This is a genomic window from Erwinia sp. 2186, from assembly GCF_057812255.1.
The window spans coordinates 4,121,698-4,140,183 of the sequence record NZ_CM173824.1; the positions used below are offsets into that span (position 1 = coordinate 4,121,698).

An 18,486-nucleotide genomic window follows, 5' to 3' on the forward strand; every position below is an offset into this window, starting at 1 on the left:
AAGTTCATTAATATCACTGCTGGCCGGAATGCCCGGCCAGCAGAAGGCGTTACGTTACGCTTCTTTATCGCCCAGCAGCACAGATTCCAGCGCGATTTCAATCATCTCGCTGAACGTGGTCTGGCGCTCAGCCGCCGTGGTTTGCTCACCGCTGCGGATGTGGTCGGAAACGGTACAGATGGCCAGCGCTTTCGCACCGAACTCTGCCGCCACGCCGTAAATACCGGCGGCTTCCATTTCCACGCCCAGGATGCCGTACTTCTCCATCACGTCGAACATCTGCGGATCTGGCGTATAGAACAGATCAGCAGAGAAGATGTTGCCAACGCGGGCAGACACGCCCAGCGCTTTGGCCGCATCGACGGCGTTACGCACCATCTCGAAATCGGCAATCGCGGCGAAATCGTGATCTTTGAAACGCATGCGGTTCACTTTGGAATCGGTAGATGCACCCATGCCGATCACCACGTCACGCAGCTTCACGTCTGAACGCACCGCGCCGCATGAACCGACACGAATGATCTTCTTCACGCCGAAATCGGTGATCAGCTCTTTCGCATAGATTGAGCAGGAAGGAATGCCCATGCCGTGGCCCATCACCGAAATTTTACGGCCTTTATAGGTGCCGGTGTAGCCCAGCATGCCACGCACGTTATTCACTTCTACCGCGTCCTGCAGGAAGGTTTCTGCGATATGTTTTGCGCGCAGCGGATCGCCCGGCATCAGCACTACGTCAGCGAAATCACCCATTTCTGCATTAATATGAGGGGTAGCCATTTTTCATCCTTTTTTCAGTCTGGCCAGCGCCTTAGCGCTGGTCGTTTAGGTTGCGCAGATTACAGCATGGATTTGCCGTATTCCATATCGGAAAGGCCAAAATAGTTCGCGACGGTCTGGCCGATGTCGGCGAAGGTCTCGCGATAGCCTAACGATCCCGGCTTCACGCCTGGGCCGTAAATCAGCACCGGGATGTGCTCGCGGGTATGCTCGGTGCCTTCCCAGCTTGGGTCACAGCCGTGGTCGGCGGTGAGGATCAGAATATCGCCCTCTTTCACCTGCGCCATCAACTCCGGCAGACGGCGGTCGAACAGCTCAAGGCCACCGGCATAACCCGGGATATCGCGACGATGTCCCCAGGTGGAGTCAAAGTCGACAAAGTTGGTGAAGACGATGCTGTTGTCCGGCGCGATTTTCATCTCGGCAACGGTGGCGTCAAACAGCGCATCCAGCCCGGTGGCCTTCACTTTTTTGGTGATGCCAACGTGGGCGTAGATATCGGCAATTTTACCGACCGAAATCACCTGGCCATTCTGCTCATCCACCAGCTTTTTCAGGATGGTTGGCGCCGGTGGTTCTACCGCCAGGTCATGACGATTGCCGGTGCGCTCGAAGTTGCCTGGCTTATCGCCAACAAACGGACGGGCGATCACCCGGCCAATGTTATAGCCGCCTTCGGTTAAGGCTTCACGGGCGATTTCACACAGCGCGTACAGACGTTCCAGCCCGAAGGTCTCTTCGTGGCAGGCAATCTGGAACACCGAGTCAGCGGAGGTGTAGAAAATTGGCTTGCCGGTTTTCATATGCTCTTCGCCGAGCTGATCGAGGATCACCGTGCCTGACGAGTGGCAGTTGCCGAGGTAGCCCGGCAGGTCGGCCTTCTCAACCAGCAGATCCAGCAATTCCTGCGGGAAGCTGTTCTCTTTGTCGCTGAAATATCCCCAGTCGAACAGCACCGGCACACCGGCGATTTCCCAGTGGCCTGACGGCGTGTCTTTACCGGAAGAGAGTTCGCTGGCATAGGCATAAGCGCCGGTAATTTCGGCGTCTTTATCCAGCCCTAACGGGAATTTTCCAGTCGACTCTTCCGCTGCTTTTCCCAGGCCTAAGGCGGTGAGATTTGGCAGGTGCAGCGGGCCTTTACGTCCAACATCCGCTTCGCCCTTGAAGCACGCCTCGGCAATGTGCCCGAGGGTATCAGAGCCTTCATCACCAAATTTATGGGCATCTTTGCTGGAGCCGATCCCGAAGGAGTCGAGCACCATGATAAATACACGTTTCATCCTGATCTCCTGCGTCTGTGACGCGCTGAGCGTAAATTTTATCGATCCGAACAGTATGACGCTTATCCGCTAATTCTGCGATAGATAACTGGGGTCTGGGCCGGCGCATTTTCGCTTAAGGTCACCGCGCGCTTCATCGCGTCAGCGGCTTCCTGCCAGGCGGTTTCCGTAGCGGCGTGGATCACCGCCAGCGGACGCTGGTTGTCTGCACGGTCACCCAGTTGCGCCATCTCACTGAATCCAACGCTGTAATCGAGCGGATCGCTGGCCTGACGACGACCGCCGCCCATCGACACCACCACCATGCCGAGCGCACGGGTATCCATCGCGCTGACGATGCCCGGTTTGTCGGCATACACCGCCTTGCTGAGCATCGGCGCCGGTAAATATTTATCCATCTGCTCGATAAAGTCTGTCGGGCCTTTTTGCGCCGCGACCATGCGCGCAAAGATTTCTGCTGCCTTGCCGTTATCCAGCACCGCCTGCAGTTTGCCGGTGGCTTCGTCGGTATTGGCCGCAAGCCCACCGGACACCAGCATTTCCGCACTCAAAGCCAGCGTCACTTCCAGCAGGCGTGGATTGCGGTATTCGCCGGTCAGGAAGCGCACGGCTTCACGCACTTCCAGCGCATTACCGGCACTTGACGCCAGCACCTGATTCATATCGGTTAACAGCGCGGTGGTTTTACAGCCCGCGCCGTTCGCCACGCCAACAATCGACTGGGCCAGCAGCTCGGACTGTTCGAAGGTCGGCATAAAGGCCCCGGAGCCGACTTTAACGTCCATCACCAGCGCATCCAGACCTTCCGCCAGTTTTTTGGCGAGGATCGAGGCAGTGATCAGCGGAATCGAATCGACGGTCGCGGTGATGTCGCGGGTGGCGTAGAAACGTTTATCCGCAGGCGCCAGCGAGTTGGTCTGGCCGATAATCGCCACGCCGACGTCTTTGATGATACGACGGAACGTCTCGTCATCAGGGAAGATATCAAAGCCCGGAATGGCTTCCAGCTTGTCCAGCGTCCCGCCCGTGTGGCCGAGGCCACGGCCAGAAATCATCGGCACATAGCCACCGCATGCCGCTACCATCGGGCCGAGCATCAGCGAGGTCACATCGCCCACGCCGCCGGTTGAGTGCTTGTCCACGATCGGGCCGTTAAGATTCAGCGCCTTCCAGTTGAGTACCGAGCCGGAGTCGCGCATCGCCATGGTCAGCGCGACCCGCTCCTGCAGCGTCATATCGTGGAAATAAATGGTCATCGCCAGCGCGGCAATTTGCCCTTCAGACACGGTGTTATCACGCACGCCATTGATAAAGAAGCGGATCTCTTCTTCCGTCAGCGGCTGGCCATCTCTTTTTTTACGGATAATTTCTTGTGGCAGGAACACGTTGCCCCCTGGTGGTTGCGGTAATGAGGGCGAAATGATTTTCGCCCTTGCGGCTTAGGTTGGCGGGGTCGCCAGTCAGACTAGTAAGCGGAGTCGCTCTTGGCTCCAGCATGACCCGCCGTTTCCAGCAGGCTGGCTAACAGGCTGGACGCGCCAAAACGGAAGTGACGGGCATCGGCCCAGTCGCTGCCGAGAATGTCATCGGCCAGCTTCAGGTAAATTGCCGCATCGTCCGCGGTACGCACGCCGCCAGCCGGCTTGAAGCCCACCTGGTGCTTAACGCCTTTGTCAGCAATCACTTGCAGCATGATTTTTGCCACTTCCGGGGTGGCATTGACCGGCACTTTACCGGTGGAGGTTTTGATAAAGTCAGCGCCCGCTTCGATGGCAATTTCAGAGGCTTTACGGATCAGTGCCGCATCCTTCAGCTCGCCGGTTTCGATAATCACCTTCAGCAGCACGTCGGCTTCGGCGCAGGCTTCTTTACAGGCGCTCACGATCTCGTAGCCAATCTCTTCGTTACCGGCCATCAGCGCGCGGTAAGGGAACACCACGTCGACTTCGTCAGCCCCGTAGGCGATCGCCGCGTGGGTTTCTGCCAGAGCAATTTCTTTGTCGTCGTTGCCGTGCGGGAAGTTGGTGACGGTGGCAATGCGGATATCCGGCGTGCCCTGCTCGCGCAGCGTTTTACGGGCAATCGGGATAAAGCGCGGATAGATGCAGATCGCCGCGGTATTGCCCGCCGGGGATTTTGCCTGATGGCACAGCGCGATCACTTTCGCATCGGTGTCGTCATCATTCAGCGTGGTCAGATCCATCAGTTTCAGGGCACGTACGGCCGCTGCGGTTACGTCAGTCATTCTGTTCTCCAGACAAGGTATAAGGCGGCTTCCCGGATGCCGGGCAAGAATTCCTTCCGCCTGAGCCCGCGAAGGGCTGTGATGTTAAAATAATAACGGAAAAGGCTGAGCCACTTCCGTGATGAAATTCACGAACAGGGAATTACTGTTGCAAGCATTGTACATGCAATGTGATTAATATCACATAAATAGCCTGTTAACCTGCCCGATACGGCCATTGTTGCGCAACAGAGCCTGATTTTAGCTGACATCATCAGAAAATGTTATAATTATAACATTCATCGTTCAGTGTAGCAGATGCAGATGACAGTAGACCCGGCAGGCCAAAGGCGCACCGTCTCGCAGGGGACTTTAAGAGTTTAGCCAGTCAGAGCTGAAAAAGAGTGCGGGTGTTCTCAAGAAGGGTTTCGGCTATTTCCTGCGGGGATTCTTCCCGCAGTTCGCACAGGCTTTGCCAGACGTTCTTTACCCGCTCGGGGCGATTGGCCTGACCCTGAAAGCCCTGCAGCGGCATATCCGGCGCGTCGGTTTCCAGCAGCAGCGAGGTCAGCGGCAGCCGTGCGATGGTATTGCGGGTTTTGCTGGCGCGTTCATAGGTAATGGTGCCGCCCACACCGATGGCATAGCCGGCGCGGATAAAGGCCAGCGCCTGCTGTTCGCTGCCGGCGAAGCCGTGCACCACGCCACGGCGAGGAAGATCGAGGCGTCGCAGATGCAGGGCTAACTTATCGTGGGTGCGGCGGGAGTGCAGGATCACCGGCAGATCGTACTGCTTTGCCAGCCGGATTTGCGCATCCAGCACCCGCTCCTGCTTATCAAACTGGGGATTGTCGATAAACAGATCGAGGCCGATCTCGCCGATCGCCACCAGCTTTTTCGGCCGCTGTTTCAGCACCGCTTCCAGCTGGTCCAGATGTGAATCATCATGCTGTGCGATAGCCATCGGATGGGTGCCCAACGCGGCATATAGCGGTGGCCATTGCTCTGCCAGCGCCATTACGCCTGCGAAGCGGTCAGCCGACACGCCGACCACAATGATTTTCTCCACCCCTGCCGCTGCCGCCAGACGCAGGCTCTCTTCTTCGTTGCCAGAAAACGGCGCAAAATCGAAGTGACAATGGGTATCGATAAACGTGGGTGTCATGCCAGCGAACCCTTATCGTAATCGGCATCGTTGCCCGCCAGTGGATCGAGAATCACGCCATCCCGCACCGGTTCGTTGGCCACCGGCGCAGGTGGCACCACCGGTTTGGTACTCAGCAGCGTCTCATTCTCCTGCAACCATTGCCCCACAGTGGCGAGGAAATAGCGGCCGCAGCGGCGTCCCAGATGATAATCCTGATTCAGCGAGGCCACGCGACTGCCCAGCGCCATGCTGGCGAGCGCATGCGGCGGGAAGATCTCAATAATCCGCAGATTACCCGGCGGATTGTCAATAAAGTCCTGCGTCTCGCGGTAGCTGTCTTCATGCAGATGCATGATATTGACCAACGGCTGCAGCGCACTGTCGCTCAGCCAGCGCTCAATGCGCTTTAGCCACTGTGGCGTATAGGTCATCTGCGAAGGAACGGTGCGGATCACCACGATAGTATCGGCCCCGCGACGCGCCGCTTCACGCACCGGAATGGCATCGCTGATCCCACCATCGAGATAGCTGATGCCGTCCATATCCACGCCGGGACGATACAGACCCGGAATGGCGCTGGAGGCCTTGATGATATTCATCCAGTTGGCGGCGGTCGGAGCAAAATAGCCCGGCGAGTAATCGTCGCTGCGGCAGGCGCACATATAGAATTCGCGGCCTGCGGAGAACATCTTCTCACCGGCTTCTATCGCCAGCGGGAATTCCTGAGAGGTGACATCCACCAGCCAGTCGAGATCGATCAGGTGCCCGCCGCGCACAAAGCGCAACGGATCGAAAAACAGTTTACTGGTGGTGTAACGGGTGATCACTCTGCGGGCATAGCCCGGCTGGCCGCAGACATAGGCAGAGAGATTCTGCGCCCCGGCAGAGGTGCCCAGCATCAAATCAAAGGGGTTGAATTTTGCCCGCTGGAATTCATCCAGCACGCCGGCAGTAAAGATCCCGCGCTGCCCGCCGCCTTCGCAGACCAGGGCCAGTTTGCCCGGACGAAAAGGGGTTAACGCCAGCGGCTCAATATTGCCGAGGGTTATAGGGATGCGCTTGCCCAATGGTGAGATCCTCTGAGGGAGTTGAAGACCGGAGGATACCCTGGATGGACGGTAACTGTTTGCCGTTTTTTGCGGCAGAATGTGTAAAGCCAGAAATGCTAAAGGCCAGTCAGTGACTGGCCTTCATTGAAACATCTGTTATTGGATCTATAACTTCTTGCGGCCGGTGAACAGGCTGATCAGGAAGATAATGATACCGACAACGAAGACGATTTTAGCTGCCCAAGCGGCTGTACCAGCCAGACCACCAAAACCTAACGCTGCTGCGATAAGCGCAATAATCAGAAAAATAATGCCCCAACGAAACATAAGCTTCTCCTTACCCTATATGTAGAAAATCAAACTGCCTGATTTATTTACTCTGCCGAAACCGGCGAAAGTGGATTATTTTCTTCAAACATTTCAGCTGCGGACCGTCCTGTTATCAGCCGGTCCGCGACTGCTTTATGACTTCACAGTCAGATCGTTTTTAACGCTTTTCACACCATCAATCGCTTTAGCGATGCTTTCGGCACGTTCAGACTGCGCCTGGCTTTTCACCGTACCGGAAAGCTGGACAACACCGTTGGTGGTTTCAACTTTCACGTTACGTGATGGCACGATGTCGTCAGCTAACAGTTTAGCTTTAATTTCGCTGGTCGTTGCCGTATCACCGGCATAACCGCTGACGCTGGCTTTAGTGCTGTCTTTTACGTGTAGTTTGTCGCTAACAGATTTAACGCCTTCGACTTTTTTGGCCGCCGCAACAGCCAGTTCGGCCTGATCCTGCGACGGTACAAAACCACTCAGCGTCACGACGCCTGAATGGGTCTTAACAGAGATGTCTGTGCTTTTGATTGCGTCGTTGTCTACCAGAGCGGCTTTCACCTTGGCAGTCACGCCGCTGTCATCCATGTACCCACCGACTGATTTCATTGAACTATCGATTTTGGAACCCGCGTTGTCAGCAGCATTCTGCGTTTTGTTCATCATGGTGTCTTCTGCCATTGCAGAACCACTTACCAGCGCAGAACCTACCAGTACAGCCATCAGAGTTTTAGTAATCTTAGTCGTGTTCATCGATTATTCCTTCTTCATGTGTTTTGCACTCACAACTGTGAGGTTTCAGTCACAAACGGCGTGACTGCAGTAGGAGAGACGTTGCAGCTTACCGCCGCATATTTTGCGTCCGTTGAGATTAAATATAGACGCTCGTCAGGATTTCACCGCCGCTTGTGGTTGATATGATGGATAAATGCACAAAAAGCAGGTTTTTTAAGAGCAGTCTGTAAAAAACGGGGTGCGGAAAGCGGTGTGGAGAGGAAGGCGAAAAAAAAGCGATGCATATTGCATCGCTTTTTCCAGTATAGACCAGACCTGATTATCTGTTAGTGTTCGCGCGTTTTGCGGAACACCACTTCAGGATAACGTTCCTGAGTAATGTTCAGGTTTACCATGGTCGGCGCGATGTAGGTCAGGTTATCCCCACCATCCAGCGCCAGGTTCACTTCGTTTTTACGCTGGAACTCATCAAACTTCTTGGCATCGCTGCATTCAACCCAACGCGCGGTTGAAACGTTGATCGCTTCGTAGATGGCTTCCACGTTGTATTCGCTCTTCAGACGCGCCACAACCACTTCAAACTGCAGTACACCGACGGCGCCAACAATCAGATCGTTATTGTGTACCGGACGGAACACCTGCACGGCACCCTCTTCCGACAGCTGAACCAGGCCTTTCAGCAACTGCTTCTGCTTAAGCGGATCGCGCAGGCGAATACGACGGAACAGCTCGGGGGCGAAGTTCGGAATCCCGGTGAACTTCATGTTTTCACCCTGAGTGAAGGTATCGCCGATCTGGATGGTGCCGTGGTTGTGCAGCCCGATGATATCGCCCGGATAGGCTTCCTCAACGTGCGAACGGTCACCGGCCATAAAGGTCAGCGCATCGGCAATCACCACGTCTTTGCCCAAACGGACCTGACGCAGCTTCATGCCTTTTTCGTATTTGCCAGACACCACACGCATAAAGGCCACGCGGTCACGGTGTTTCGGATCCATATTCGCCTGGATCTTAAAGATGAAGCCGGTGAACTTCTCGTCGGCTGCAGTCACGGTGCGCAGCGTAGTCTGACGCGGCATTGGCGACGGTGCCCAGTCGCACAGGCCATCCAGCATATGGTCCACACCAAAGTTACCCAGTGCAGTACCAAAGAATACCGGGCTAAGCTTGCCGGCGAGGAACTGTTCTTTATCAAACTCGTGGGAAGCGCCCTGCACCAGCTCTAACTCTTCACGCAGCTGAACGGCCAGCTCTTCACCGATGGCGGCATCCAGATCCGGGTTATTAAGCCCTTTCACGATACGCACGTCCTGAATGGTGCGCCCTTTACCGCTCTGGTAGAGGTAGGTTTCGTCTTTATAAAGGTGGTAAACACCCTTAAACAACTTGCCACAACCGATTGGCCAGGTGATCGGCGCGCAGGCAATTTTCAGCTCGCTTTCCACTTCATCCAGCACTTCCATTGGATCGCGGATATCGCGGTCCAGTTTGTTCATAAAGGTCAGGATCGGCGTGTCGCGCAGACGGGTCACTTCCATCAGCTTGCGGGTACGATCCTCAACGCCTTTTGCGGCATCGATCACCATCAAACAGCAGTCGACCGCCGTCAGCGTACGGTAAGTATCTTCGGAGAAGTCTTCGTGTCCCGGCGTATCCAGCAGGTTAATCAGGCATTCGCGGTACGGGAACTGCATCACGGAGGTGGTGATCGAGATACCACGCTGCTTTTCCATCTCCATCCAGTCCGATTTGGCGTGCTGGTTAGAGCCACGGCCTTTTACCGTACCGGCGGTCTGAATAGCCTGTCCGAACAGCAACACTTTTTCAGTGATGGTGGTTTTACCGGCATCCGGGTGAGAAATGATGGCAAAAGTGCGGCGGCGAGCCACCTCTTGCATAAAGGGTGCATTAGACATGAAAAAACTCTGTTTGGTGCTGTGCTGCCGCTGCGCAGACGGCGCGGGGGCAATTTCACAGGCGATTAATCATCAATGGCCGGCATTTTCGCCGATCCGGCGGTTATAAACAATGCAGAACGCCGCGTTATCCCCATAAATGCGTAGCGCAGCGAAACCAGATGGCTTCAGCTGCTGTTTTTTTCAGCCATTTTGCGGCGGGGTTCCGGGTTCTACACTGGCCTGACCTCTTGATAATGTTTTTGCTGGCCTGATTACAGCGGGCGGTTGAGTGCTTCTCGCTGCTGCTCGAATTTGTCCCTGCACTGGCAGCCCGCCAGATGATCGTTAATCAGCCCTAACGCCTGCATCAACGAATAGGTGGTCACCGGACCTACCCACGTCCAGCCCCGTTTTTTCAACGCTTTGGACATGCGCACCGATTCGGGTGAAGTTTTGGCATTCTGCCAGTATTCCAGATCGACGGTATGAGGCCGTTCGCCCGGCTGGGGCTCAAACTGCCAGAACCACGCCGCCAGCGATCCGGCTTCTTCGATCAGTTCGATGGCCCGCTGCGCATTGTTGATGGTGGAAAGAATTTTGGCGCGATTGCGGACAATGCTTTTATCTTCCAGCAAACGGGCAACGTCCTCATCGTTGAACTGCGCCACGGCGTGGAAATCAAAATCCTTAAAGGCGCGACGGAAGTTTTCCCGTTTGTTGTAAATCAGCTGCCACGACATGCCAGAGTGAAAACCTTCGAGACAGACTTTTTCAAACAGGCGGCGGTCATCCACCACCGGTTTGCCCCACTCGTTATCGTGATAGTCAGGCATTGAAGGCTGCCAGTAGCAGCACACGCGTCCATCTTCGGTCAGTGTCAGTCCGGCTTCTTTCAGATCTGCCAGATAATGCTCATCCATTCTGTATTCCCGTTGAAGAGTGTGAAGAGTGCTGCGTAAAGATAAACGCCGGCCAGATCCTGATGCTATACCTGACATCCGATGTAACAACCGCGTTTGGTTTTTTGTGCAGACAGCAGCTATTTTTAGACCATCATCGGCGAGACGTCTGTGGGCTTTGCTCCAGGATGCGCCATTTTTTTATCAGAAAGGGGATTTTCGGACATGAGCACCAAGGATTATCAGCCAGCCAAAGTCTGGTCAGAGAACAAAGAAGCCGGCGGCACCTGGGGCAGCATCAACCGCCCAACCGCTGGCGCACGTCACGAAGCGGAACTGCCGGTGGGCAAGCACCCACTGCAGCTGTACTCAATGGGTACGCCGAATGGTCAGAAAGTGACCATCATGCTGGAAGAGCTGCTGGCGCTGAACGTTAACGATGCGGAATATGATGCCCACCTGATCCGCATTGGCGAAAGCGATCAGTTCTCTTCAGGCTTTGTCGACGTAAACCCTAACTCAAAAATTCCTGCGTTGCTGGACTGCTCCACCAAGCCAGCCACCCGCGTATTTGAGTCCGGCGCGATCTTGCTCTATCTGGCCGAGAAGTTTGGTCACTTCCTGCCGAAAGATGCGGCAGCCCGTACCGAAACGCTGAACTGGCTGTTCTGGTTACAGGGTTCTGCACCTTACCTCGGCGGCGGTTTCGGTCACTTCTATAACTACGCGCCAGTAAAAATCGAATACGCCATCGATCGCTTCACTATGGAAGCCAAGCGTCAGCTCGACGTGTTAGATCGTCAGCTGGCAAACCATCGCTATATTGCCGGTGAAGACTACACCATCGCGGATATCGCAATCTGGCCGTGGTATGGCGCGCTGGTCAGAGGAACCGTCTATAACGCAGCGGAGTTCCTCGACGCCAAATCCTACAAAAACCTGGTGCGTTGGGCAGATGAAATCGCACAGCGCCCGGCAGTCCAGCGCGGCCGCATCGTCAATCGTACCTTCGGTGAGCCTTCTGAGCAGTTGCATGAACGCCACGATGCATCGGATTTCGATCTGCGCACCGAGGATAAGCTGGCGAAATAACGCCGCTTAGTAAGACTAAGGGCATCCTGCGGGGTGCCTTTTTTTTGGATGGACTTTATTGTGGGGAAACGCAGTAAAGTATGCGTGTTTGGCGGATATTTTTAGAGGTAAGGGTTTGATGGTACTTTGTTTGTGTGAAGAGGTTACAGGATGAAGTGCCTCTACAGATTTACGACTTTGAGTGTTCAGGAACATAGAGCTGTTCGCCCAGAGTCATGCCTACAGCATCACCCACAGCCAGACCAATTAACGCCCCTTTGGCACGGTTTAAATATACTTTCCTTTTCCATTGACCGTGTTGACGTAAGCCATTGCGGACGAAGGCTTGAGTCTTTGAACCAAAGGTTATACTCAAATTCATTATCCAAGCATCCTCCTACATAAATGGTAATTTAGAAATTACACAGGGAAAATTAACACCCTAAAAAATATAGAGAACGAGTGAAATACATATTATGAAGCTAATTATTTAATGATGAGAACCATTCTTTCTGATACTTATCCAGCTGCAATGGATCAGACACTAACATCGTATCTTCATAATCAAAGATATCCACAAGATCTTCTTTCCTGGCTTGTTTACCTAGTGTTGTTTCATAAGCACTCAATCCGGACGTCATCTGCCTGGTCATTCTGGATGGGAGAACATTAATTTTTGCACCCTTACAAAAGAAAGTAATTGAGGGATTTAACTCCATTAATTTACGAAAGCAACTGTAGAAATCGTCGGCTTCAACAACCTGCTCATTTTCACCCTCAAATGGCACCTTTAAAAAACATGTTGAATCTGAAGTTAAAATTATATTTACATTATGCAAAACACCATCGTTTTTATATGTTAGCTTTCTAAATAATAATTTCATATAACTACCTAATACTTTTTCTTTTCGATTAAAGAAAAAACACTTTTTTATTTCAGGTCAACCCGATGGGCTAAAGATTTTTGAGATAGCTTCCGATAAGTTATTTAGTTATAAAAATCATCATTTTTCAGATAATGAACCGTGGCATTCAGAAAATCCTCTTTTGTGGAATTAGGATTGTTATCGATTTCCTTTTCAATAATTGCAGTAAAAATAGGCGCCTCTAAAAAAGTGCCATATTTCTCTTCAAAATCCATTTCTTCGCCTTCAGTCTCCGCAAGAAAATACTCACCATTAATGATATTATTTCTTGATTCAAGATTGAAAGAATTTTCAACATATAACCAACCTAACTTCGGTAGATCTCTATGTTTTTTTAACAATTCATCAAACCCCATTATAACAATCATTCAAATACCTCCATTAAAATACGTTCATTAAACACTCTATTTATTACCCTTTAAAAAAAAGGATTACCAATAGCGCATAGGATATGCATTGATATTAAATTTAGATATTAACAATGAATTTAGCATATTCCAGTGAAAGAATATAAATCCTTAGGAATACAGGGCCATTAAGGGCATTATCCCCCTGAGTATTTACTGATTAATTCATTAACTGCGATCTTCGTTAGTTTCTTAATTACTCATATCAATTGATAGGTTAAACAACAGGAAACAATAAATTGTATAATTCAGTTCGACTAAGTCATTTATTAAACTACTTTCCTATTAGATACTTAAAATTCATTAATACATGATATTTTATTATTTTTCTCACTCAGAGTAATTATTGATGTTTTCGCGTTCATATATTCACAGGATGCTAATTATCAACCACTTTTTCATTCATTAATAATACAACCAACATTAAATATATATAATAAGTATTTTCAAGAGTTGATAGTAACAATTTTCACGTTAAATCAATTAGGCATTTCAAACTAAGAGATTACGAATTATTTAATTATTATGCCGCAATAAAACACACGGCATATTATTAATATCACTTTTGTAAATATCATCACTTCATACTAAATGGGTTGAATGCTGCAAGTGTTTTTTTGTCATTATTGTAACCGCATGGCAAGCAACCAGCTTTAAATATCCTGAAAATTTCTTCCAGTACAGAGTTGCTTTTAAGACCATACAAATACCTTTGAGTGGCTACCATATTTAGCATATAAATAGCTTCATCACTGACATCCTTAACAAAATCATCATAAAATGTATTCTCTGACAATCCGTTTTTTTTCCTAAGTAAATATGCCTTGCGCTTACGTATATTGTCTTTTAGTGAATCGTCTTTCATCTTTTTAGAGTTATCAAGAATGTCCTTCTGAGAAGCATTATAATTTTTGTCCAGAATGATATTTGATACCAACTCAGAGAAAAAATCATTCCAACATACATATGGTGCAGTTAAGTTTTGCTCAAAAAGCAACCTTCTAGCTTCCTCAGAATCTGAAATTATATCAACCCCAGCCAAAGACTCCCCCGTTCCTGATAGAAAGCTTGCATTGTTAATAAAGAGAATTGGTTCCATGTAAAAATCTTTTTGACTATTCATATTATCACCTAAATATATCTGACCATAAATTATATACCCTCTGCCTGCCAACCTGTCCAACATCCCTACCAAAAATATCAGCGTTGTACATATCTTTAGATCTTATAGGAACTCCATCCATCATCCCACGACTGGCAGTAGCCTGAATAGTTGATACTTGCTTAGATATATCATTAACAGAATGACTCAAATCAATCTTATCCAATGCATCCTTAACAGCATCAGTATAACCATGATGATTACCTTGATGTCTTGACATTGTACTTGAAGCATCATCCGCTTTTCGAAGAAATATTCCGTTTGATGCATCATCAATATAATAATTAATCTTCCTAAGTGCCGGATGGCTGGATAATTCTTTTGGTATAATATGGTGAGCTTGGTATCCTTTCCAAGTTGTGGAACGCGGTAGTCCCATAGACCCCATCATATTTTTTCCCAAGGTGGTGGAGCACCCCGTTAATCCCAGCGGATCAACCCAAACCAGCGGATCCCCAACATAACTATAAGTATTCAGCCCACCCATCAACCCTATCGGGTCAGGCTGGGTAAACCTACCGCCCACTGGGTCATAATAGCGGAATAAATTGTAATGCAGCCCGGTTTCCCTGTCCAGGTACTGCCCCTGGAAGCGCAGATTTTGCGGCACTGACTGGAAGCCGCTGCTGCTTTCCTGCCCGGTCATTCCCCAGGTGGAGAACCGGCCGCGCCATACCACGTCACCCTCTTCGTTGGTCATCCGCTCGGGCAGACCATTCAGTTCGGTGTGGTACCAGTAAATATCCGCCTGCCCGCCAATGCTGTCGACCCGTGCCAGCGGCTCCCAGCTTCCTTCGCTGTAGAGATACTGTGTGTTGCGATCCGGCGTTAAGCTGCTGCTTTCGCCCACCATCCGCATGCCGCTCCACAGGAAGGAAATCGTCTCTTCCGGCTTGTGGTGGCGATGCAGGATTTTATGCGTACGGCGACCTAAGGCATCGTAGCGATATTCTGCGCGGCTGAACTCTTTATGCCCGCTAAAGCGGACTTCCGCTATCCGCTGCTCATCGTCATAGCGGTAATGCTGCTCTACGGCATCTGGTCCGGTTTTTCGCCAGGTCATCCGCCCAAAACCATCGTATGCCCAGCGCGCGCCTTTCAGCCTCTGCAACAGATTGTGCCAGACCACCTGACCCGGCTTATCCGTCTGGTTGCCAGCCGCGTCCCAACTGAAATGTTCTGTATTATGGGGCTGGACGGCGCCGGTAATCTGCCCCGTCGCATCGTAGCCAAAACGTTGCTGATACTGTGCCCACTCGTTCTGACCCGTGGCGCTGTCCAGAATCCGTTGCTGCAAGACCTGATCCAGACGATCCCAGTTATAGCGACGCTCAAAAACAGCGCCCGAACGATCTTCAAAGCCACTGCGCCGCATCACAATACGGCCCACCGGATCGTAACGGGTTTGCTGATTCAGCGGCCCCTGAGTCCGTCCGATTTCCCGATGCAACTTATCACGCTGATAGCCGGCAATCTCAACCTGTTTACCGCCCAGTTTCAGGTTCATCTGCAGCAGATGCCCGGTCCCGTAGCGCAAGCAGTTTAGTTCGCGGCCGTCCGGCAGCGTGCTGCCAATAAGATTACCCAGCACATCGTACTGATGGGCGATCGCCCCAGCGCTGCTTTCCTCGCGGATGAGGTTGCCGACCGCATCGCTGGTCAGCGTAATCACCTCAGCGTCAGTGACCTCAAAGCCGCCTGTCCGGGCGCGCTGCCAGCTTTCGAGGGACATTTTTTTGATATCCACCCGATCGGGGCCGTAGTGATATTCGGTACGGTTCTGCCGGGTGAGCTTAGCCGTAAGTCGGTTCACCACATCGTATTCAAACCAGGTCGAGTGCGGTGAAAGCTGTTCATCTGCCGCATTCAGCGGTGACTGGGTGACCTCGGTAACCTGACCCAGATCGTCATAGCGATAGCTTTTACGTCTGCCGGCATAGTCGATCTGCGCAAGCAGACGTTGGCCGTTATCATATTCAAACTGCCAGCGATCGTTGTTGGGGTTGATCAGCGCGGTCAGGTGGCCAAAACGATTGTACTGATAGCGGGTCTGATGCCCGGCCTGATTGATTTCCGTGACGATCTGCCCACGAACATTGCGCTTAACCCGACGTTCAGAAAAGCCGTCAATATTTTCACCGGTGAGCATCCCGGCGGCATCATATTCATACTCGGTATCGCGACCATCCGGACGGGTCAGACATTGCAGTCGCCCGGCGTTGCTCCACTGATAGCGGGTGGTATTTCCTTCCGCATCGCAACTGGCGATCAGCCTGCCCGCCCCATCATACTGGTTATGGCTTTGATGGCCGGAACAGTCCTCATCACGTTGGATCTGACCGCGATCGTTCCACCAGAAGCGATGCGTATTCTCCAGCGCATCGGTGCGGGTGACCAGGTCACCCTGCGCATTCCACGTGAAGCGGGTTATCCCGCCCAGCGGATCGATCACCGCCACCACATCGCCCGCAACGTTGTACTGGTATTCCCAGACCGCACCGTCAGGCAGGACTTCTTTCAGGGGGAAAGCGTAAGAAGGATGCCAGGTGGTGATGGTGGTTCGATCCGCCGGATCGCGCACCATCGTCAGGTTGGCACGCTCGTCATAGCCGTATTCCCATACCCTTCCACCCGGCGCCTCGGTTGCCATCAGCAACTCGCCTGCCCAGCGCCAGCGCCAGTGCGCCCCGTAGCTGTCGGTGTATTCCGTAATACGGCAAAGTTCATCCCAGCGATGCAGGGTGGTTCCGCCGGAAAAACAGGTCACTGACGCGCTGCGATCCTGTTCATCCGCATCGATCACCCAGTGTTCGAGTGTGGCCCTGTTTTCATCCAGCACCTGATACTCATAAACCCGCCAGTAACGCGGATCGATCGACGGCTTCCACTGATATGCCACCGTCAGTCCGGTGGCATAACTGTGCGATGCCATCAGATCGCTGGCACGATCCCAGCTGAAGCGTCGGGTAACCACGCCATCAGCATCCTGCACCGTCGTCAGCTGTCCTTCAGGATTGTAGCTGTAGCGCACCAGCGGCCGATGCTCTTCCCCCACCACCTGATGCAGCGCAATCAACCGCCCCTGCACCGGCTCATAACTCAGCCGGACTTCAAGGGCCTGATTATCTCCGGCAATGGCCACCAGCTGCCCCGCGTCATTCCACTGGAAGTGCTGACAGTTTTCATGACGATCGTAAATGCGCCCAATGCGCCATTCACCTTCGCGGGTGGGATCGGGCTCATAGAGGTGAAACTCTCCCTGTGCGGTTTGCATAATGATCACCCCCTGAAGGGTGCAATAGAGCGTGAAGCCCTCTTCATCAAAATGAATCACATCGCCAGGGCTGATTTCGCCTAATCCCAGCTCCTGACCGGAGATGTCCCGCCACATAAACGGGTATGAACCATCCTCATGACGGAAACGAATCAGACGGGTTTCGAACGGCAGCATCCAGCCGGTCCCCAGCATTCCACAGCTGAGATTTCGGCTGTTATAGATACGTTGCCAGTAAAGCGGAAGGCGATCTTCAAGCACAAAATCCAGGTCTTCTTCGCCAGCAAGGATCTTCGCCCCCGTGGCGTAATTCACCGGATGCGAACCCTGTACTGCGGCGATGGCAACCGCGCCCGCCACCTGTCCACCGGCCTGAGAGGCGATGATGCAGGTGATCTGGCGCAATGCGCGTCGGGCGGCAATGCGGGTAAAGAGTTGCTTCAGCAACTGGGCCCCTTCTTTACCGATACCGCCGCCCACAATTCCGCCAAGGAAATACGCGAGGAAGTTTTTCCCACTGCGAATATCGCGGACCACAACACTGTCGCCACCAATACGTACCCGGGGATTTTCACTGACCTGAATTTTGGCTTCACAGGTACTGCGGTCGCCATTACGTGCAGCCGGGTGCCCGTTAATCAGCACTTTTTTCGACCCTTCGGCGATAAAATTCACCCTTTCGGCGAGATGTCCTTTGGTGCAGGCCACCGTATCTTTGCTGGCTGGCGTGGCATACGGGCTGGCACTGGCGACCGTCGGTTGCACCAGGTCATCCCACAGGCTGCCAAACCAGTGCTTTACCGAATCACCGCTGGTGCTGCTGACTTTATCCCACAAGGCACTGGCGGTTGCGCCAGGATGGCTGACCGCAGAGGCGATATCCGCCGCCACGGCCATAGCGATATCCAGTGCGCCGGGCTGTTCTTCACTGCCCGCCTGGGGCGAATTAAGCCATTCATGATTAACCGTGCCGGCGGCACGCGCGGCGGGTTTACCCATTATTCGTACATTGTCTGAACCACTGGTGATGAACGCATCCGGTGGGCCGCGCATGCCCAGCATATCCAACAGGCCATCAACCGCCTCTCCGGCCTTATTCCCCAGCTTTTCCGGATAACCGGACGCCATGGCGGCCACGGTTAAGCCCACCCCAACGGCGAGCCCCACGCCGGTGCTGGAGATCAGCGCGGCACCAAAAAGAATTCCGCCGTAAATCGCCCCTTCAACCACGCCACTGACAAAATCGGCAATGACAGAGCTGTGAACCAGCGGATCGCCCAGCCGGGCAGCAATCAGTTCGTCAGACATCG

At 52.5% G+C, this 18,486-nt stretch carries 16 protein-coding genes; 1 reads left to right on the forward strand and 15 read right to left on the reverse strand.

What is annotated here, in order from left to right; translation table 11 throughout:
* Positions 1-54: 54 nt before the first annotated feature.
* From deoD to ACXKZG_RS19275, 10 genes are all read right to left on the reverse strand, one after another.
* Positions 55-777, reverse strand: coding sequence for a purine-nucleoside phosphorylase (deoD, locus tag ACXKZG_RS19230; RefSeq protein WP_013200647.1), 723 nt, complete (start codon positions 775-777; stop codon positions 55-57).
* A 59-nt stretch (positions 778-836) separates the two neighbouring features.
* Positions 837-2,060 (reverse strand): phosphopentomutase, encoded by a 1,224-nt coding sequence (deoB, locus tag ACXKZG_RS19235; protein ID WP_134823419.1) that lies wholly within the window; start codon positions 2,058-2,060, stop codon positions 837-839.
* A gap of 62 nt (positions 2,061-2,122) precedes the next feature.
* Positions 2,123-3,445, reverse strand: a complete 1,323-nt coding sequence (deoA, locus tag ACXKZG_RS19240; RefSeq protein ID WP_488875288.1) for a thymidine phosphorylase — start codon at positions 3,443-3,445, stop codon at positions 2,123-2,125.
* 80 nt (positions 3,446-3,525) lie between these two features.
* A complete protein-coding gene (gene deoC / locus ACXKZG_RS19245) occupies positions 3,526-4,305 on the reverse strand; it encodes a deoxyribose-phosphate aldolase (RefSeq protein ID WP_013200644.1) in 780 nt (259 codons plus the stop codon).
* A gap of 367 nt (positions 4,306-4,672) precedes the next feature.
* Positions 4,673-5,449 carry a TatD family hydrolase gene (locus ACXKZG_RS19250; RefSeq protein ID WP_338571391.1) on the reverse strand — a complete coding sequence of 259 codons (777 nt, stop codon included), beginning with the start codon at positions 5,447-5,449 and terminating at the stop codon, positions 4,673-4,675.
* Positions 5,446-6,498, reverse strand: coding sequence for a patatin-like phospholipase family protein (locus ACXKZG_RS19255; protein ID WP_013200642.1), 1,053 nt, complete (start codon positions 6,496-6,498; stop codon positions 5,446-5,448). Before ACXKZG_RS19255 ends, ACXKZG_RS19250 begins: the two co-directional genes overlap by 4 nt.
* A 147-nt stretch (positions 6,499-6,645) precedes the next feature.
* Positions 6,646-6,807, reverse strand: a complete 162-nt coding sequence (locus ACXKZG_RS19260) for a DUF1328 domain-containing protein (RefSeq protein WP_013200641.1) — start codon at positions 6,805-6,807, stop codon at positions 6,646-6,648.
* Positions 6,808-6,942: 135 nt separating this feature from the next.
* The gene (gene osmY / locus ACXKZG_RS19265) at positions 6,943-7,557 is read right to left on the reverse strand and encodes a molecular chaperone OsmY (RefSeq protein WP_013200640.1); all 615 of its coding nucleotides are present in this window, start codon (positions 7,555-7,557) and stop codon (positions 6,943-6,945) included.
* A gap of 308 nt (positions 7,558-7,865) precedes the next feature.
* Positions 7,866-9,455, reverse strand: coding sequence for a peptide chain release factor 3 (gene prfC / locus ACXKZG_RS19270; protein ID WP_013200639.1), 1,590 nt, complete (start codon positions 9,453-9,455; stop codon positions 7,866-7,868).
* A gap of 254 nt (positions 9,456-9,709) precedes the next feature.
* On the reverse strand, positions 9,710-10,357 hold the full coding sequence (locus ACXKZG_RS19275) for a DNA-3-methyladenine glycosylase I (protein ID WP_053140460.1): 648 nt from the start codon (positions 10,355-10,357) through the stop codon (positions 9,710-9,712).
* Between the two features lie 204 nt (positions 10,358-10,561).
* On the opposite strand from ACXKZG_RS19275, the gene yghU reads away from it, so the two are divergent.
* Complete coding sequence (gene yghU, locus ACXKZG_RS19280; protein WP_488875289.1) at positions 10,562-11,428, forward strand: glutathione-dependent disulfide-bond oxidoreductase; 867 nt, start codon at positions 10,562-10,564, stop codon at positions 11,426-11,428.
* 169 nt (positions 11,429-11,597) lie between these two features.
* Here yghU and ACXKZG_RS19285 read toward each other — a convergent pair whose 3' ends face one another.
* The 5 genes from ACXKZG_RS19285 to ACXKZG_RS19305 form a co-directional block, all read right to left on the reverse strand.
* Complete coding sequence (locus tag ACXKZG_RS19285; RefSeq protein WP_134823413.1) at positions 11,598-11,789, reverse strand: hypothetical protein; 192 nt, start codon at positions 11,787-11,789, stop codon at positions 11,598-11,600.
* A 100-nt stretch (positions 11,790-11,889) separates the two neighbouring features.
* Positions 11,890-12,291 (reverse strand): hypothetical protein, encoded by a 402-nt coding sequence (locus tag ACXKZG_RS19290; RefSeq protein WP_488875290.1) that lies wholly within the window; start codon positions 12,289-12,291, stop codon positions 11,890-11,892.
* 104 nt (positions 12,292-12,395) lie between these two features.
* Complete coding sequence (locus ACXKZG_RS19295; protein ID WP_134823411.1) at positions 12,396-12,701, reverse strand: hypothetical protein; 306 nt, start codon at positions 12,699-12,701, stop codon at positions 12,396-12,398.
* Positions 12,702-13,317: 616 nt separating this feature from the next.
* On the reverse strand, positions 13,318-13,863 hold the full coding sequence (locus ACXKZG_RS19300) for a hypothetical protein (protein WP_134823410.1): 546 nt from the start codon (positions 13,861-13,863) through the stop codon (positions 13,318-13,320).
* Between the two features lie 4 nt (positions 13,864-13,867).
* Entirely contained in the window at positions 13,868-18,484 is a 4,617-nt protein-coding gene (locus ACXKZG_RS19305) for an RHS repeat-associated core domain-containing protein (RefSeq protein WP_488875291.1), read from the reverse strand.
* Between the last annotated feature and the right edge of the window lie 2 nt (positions 18,485-18,486).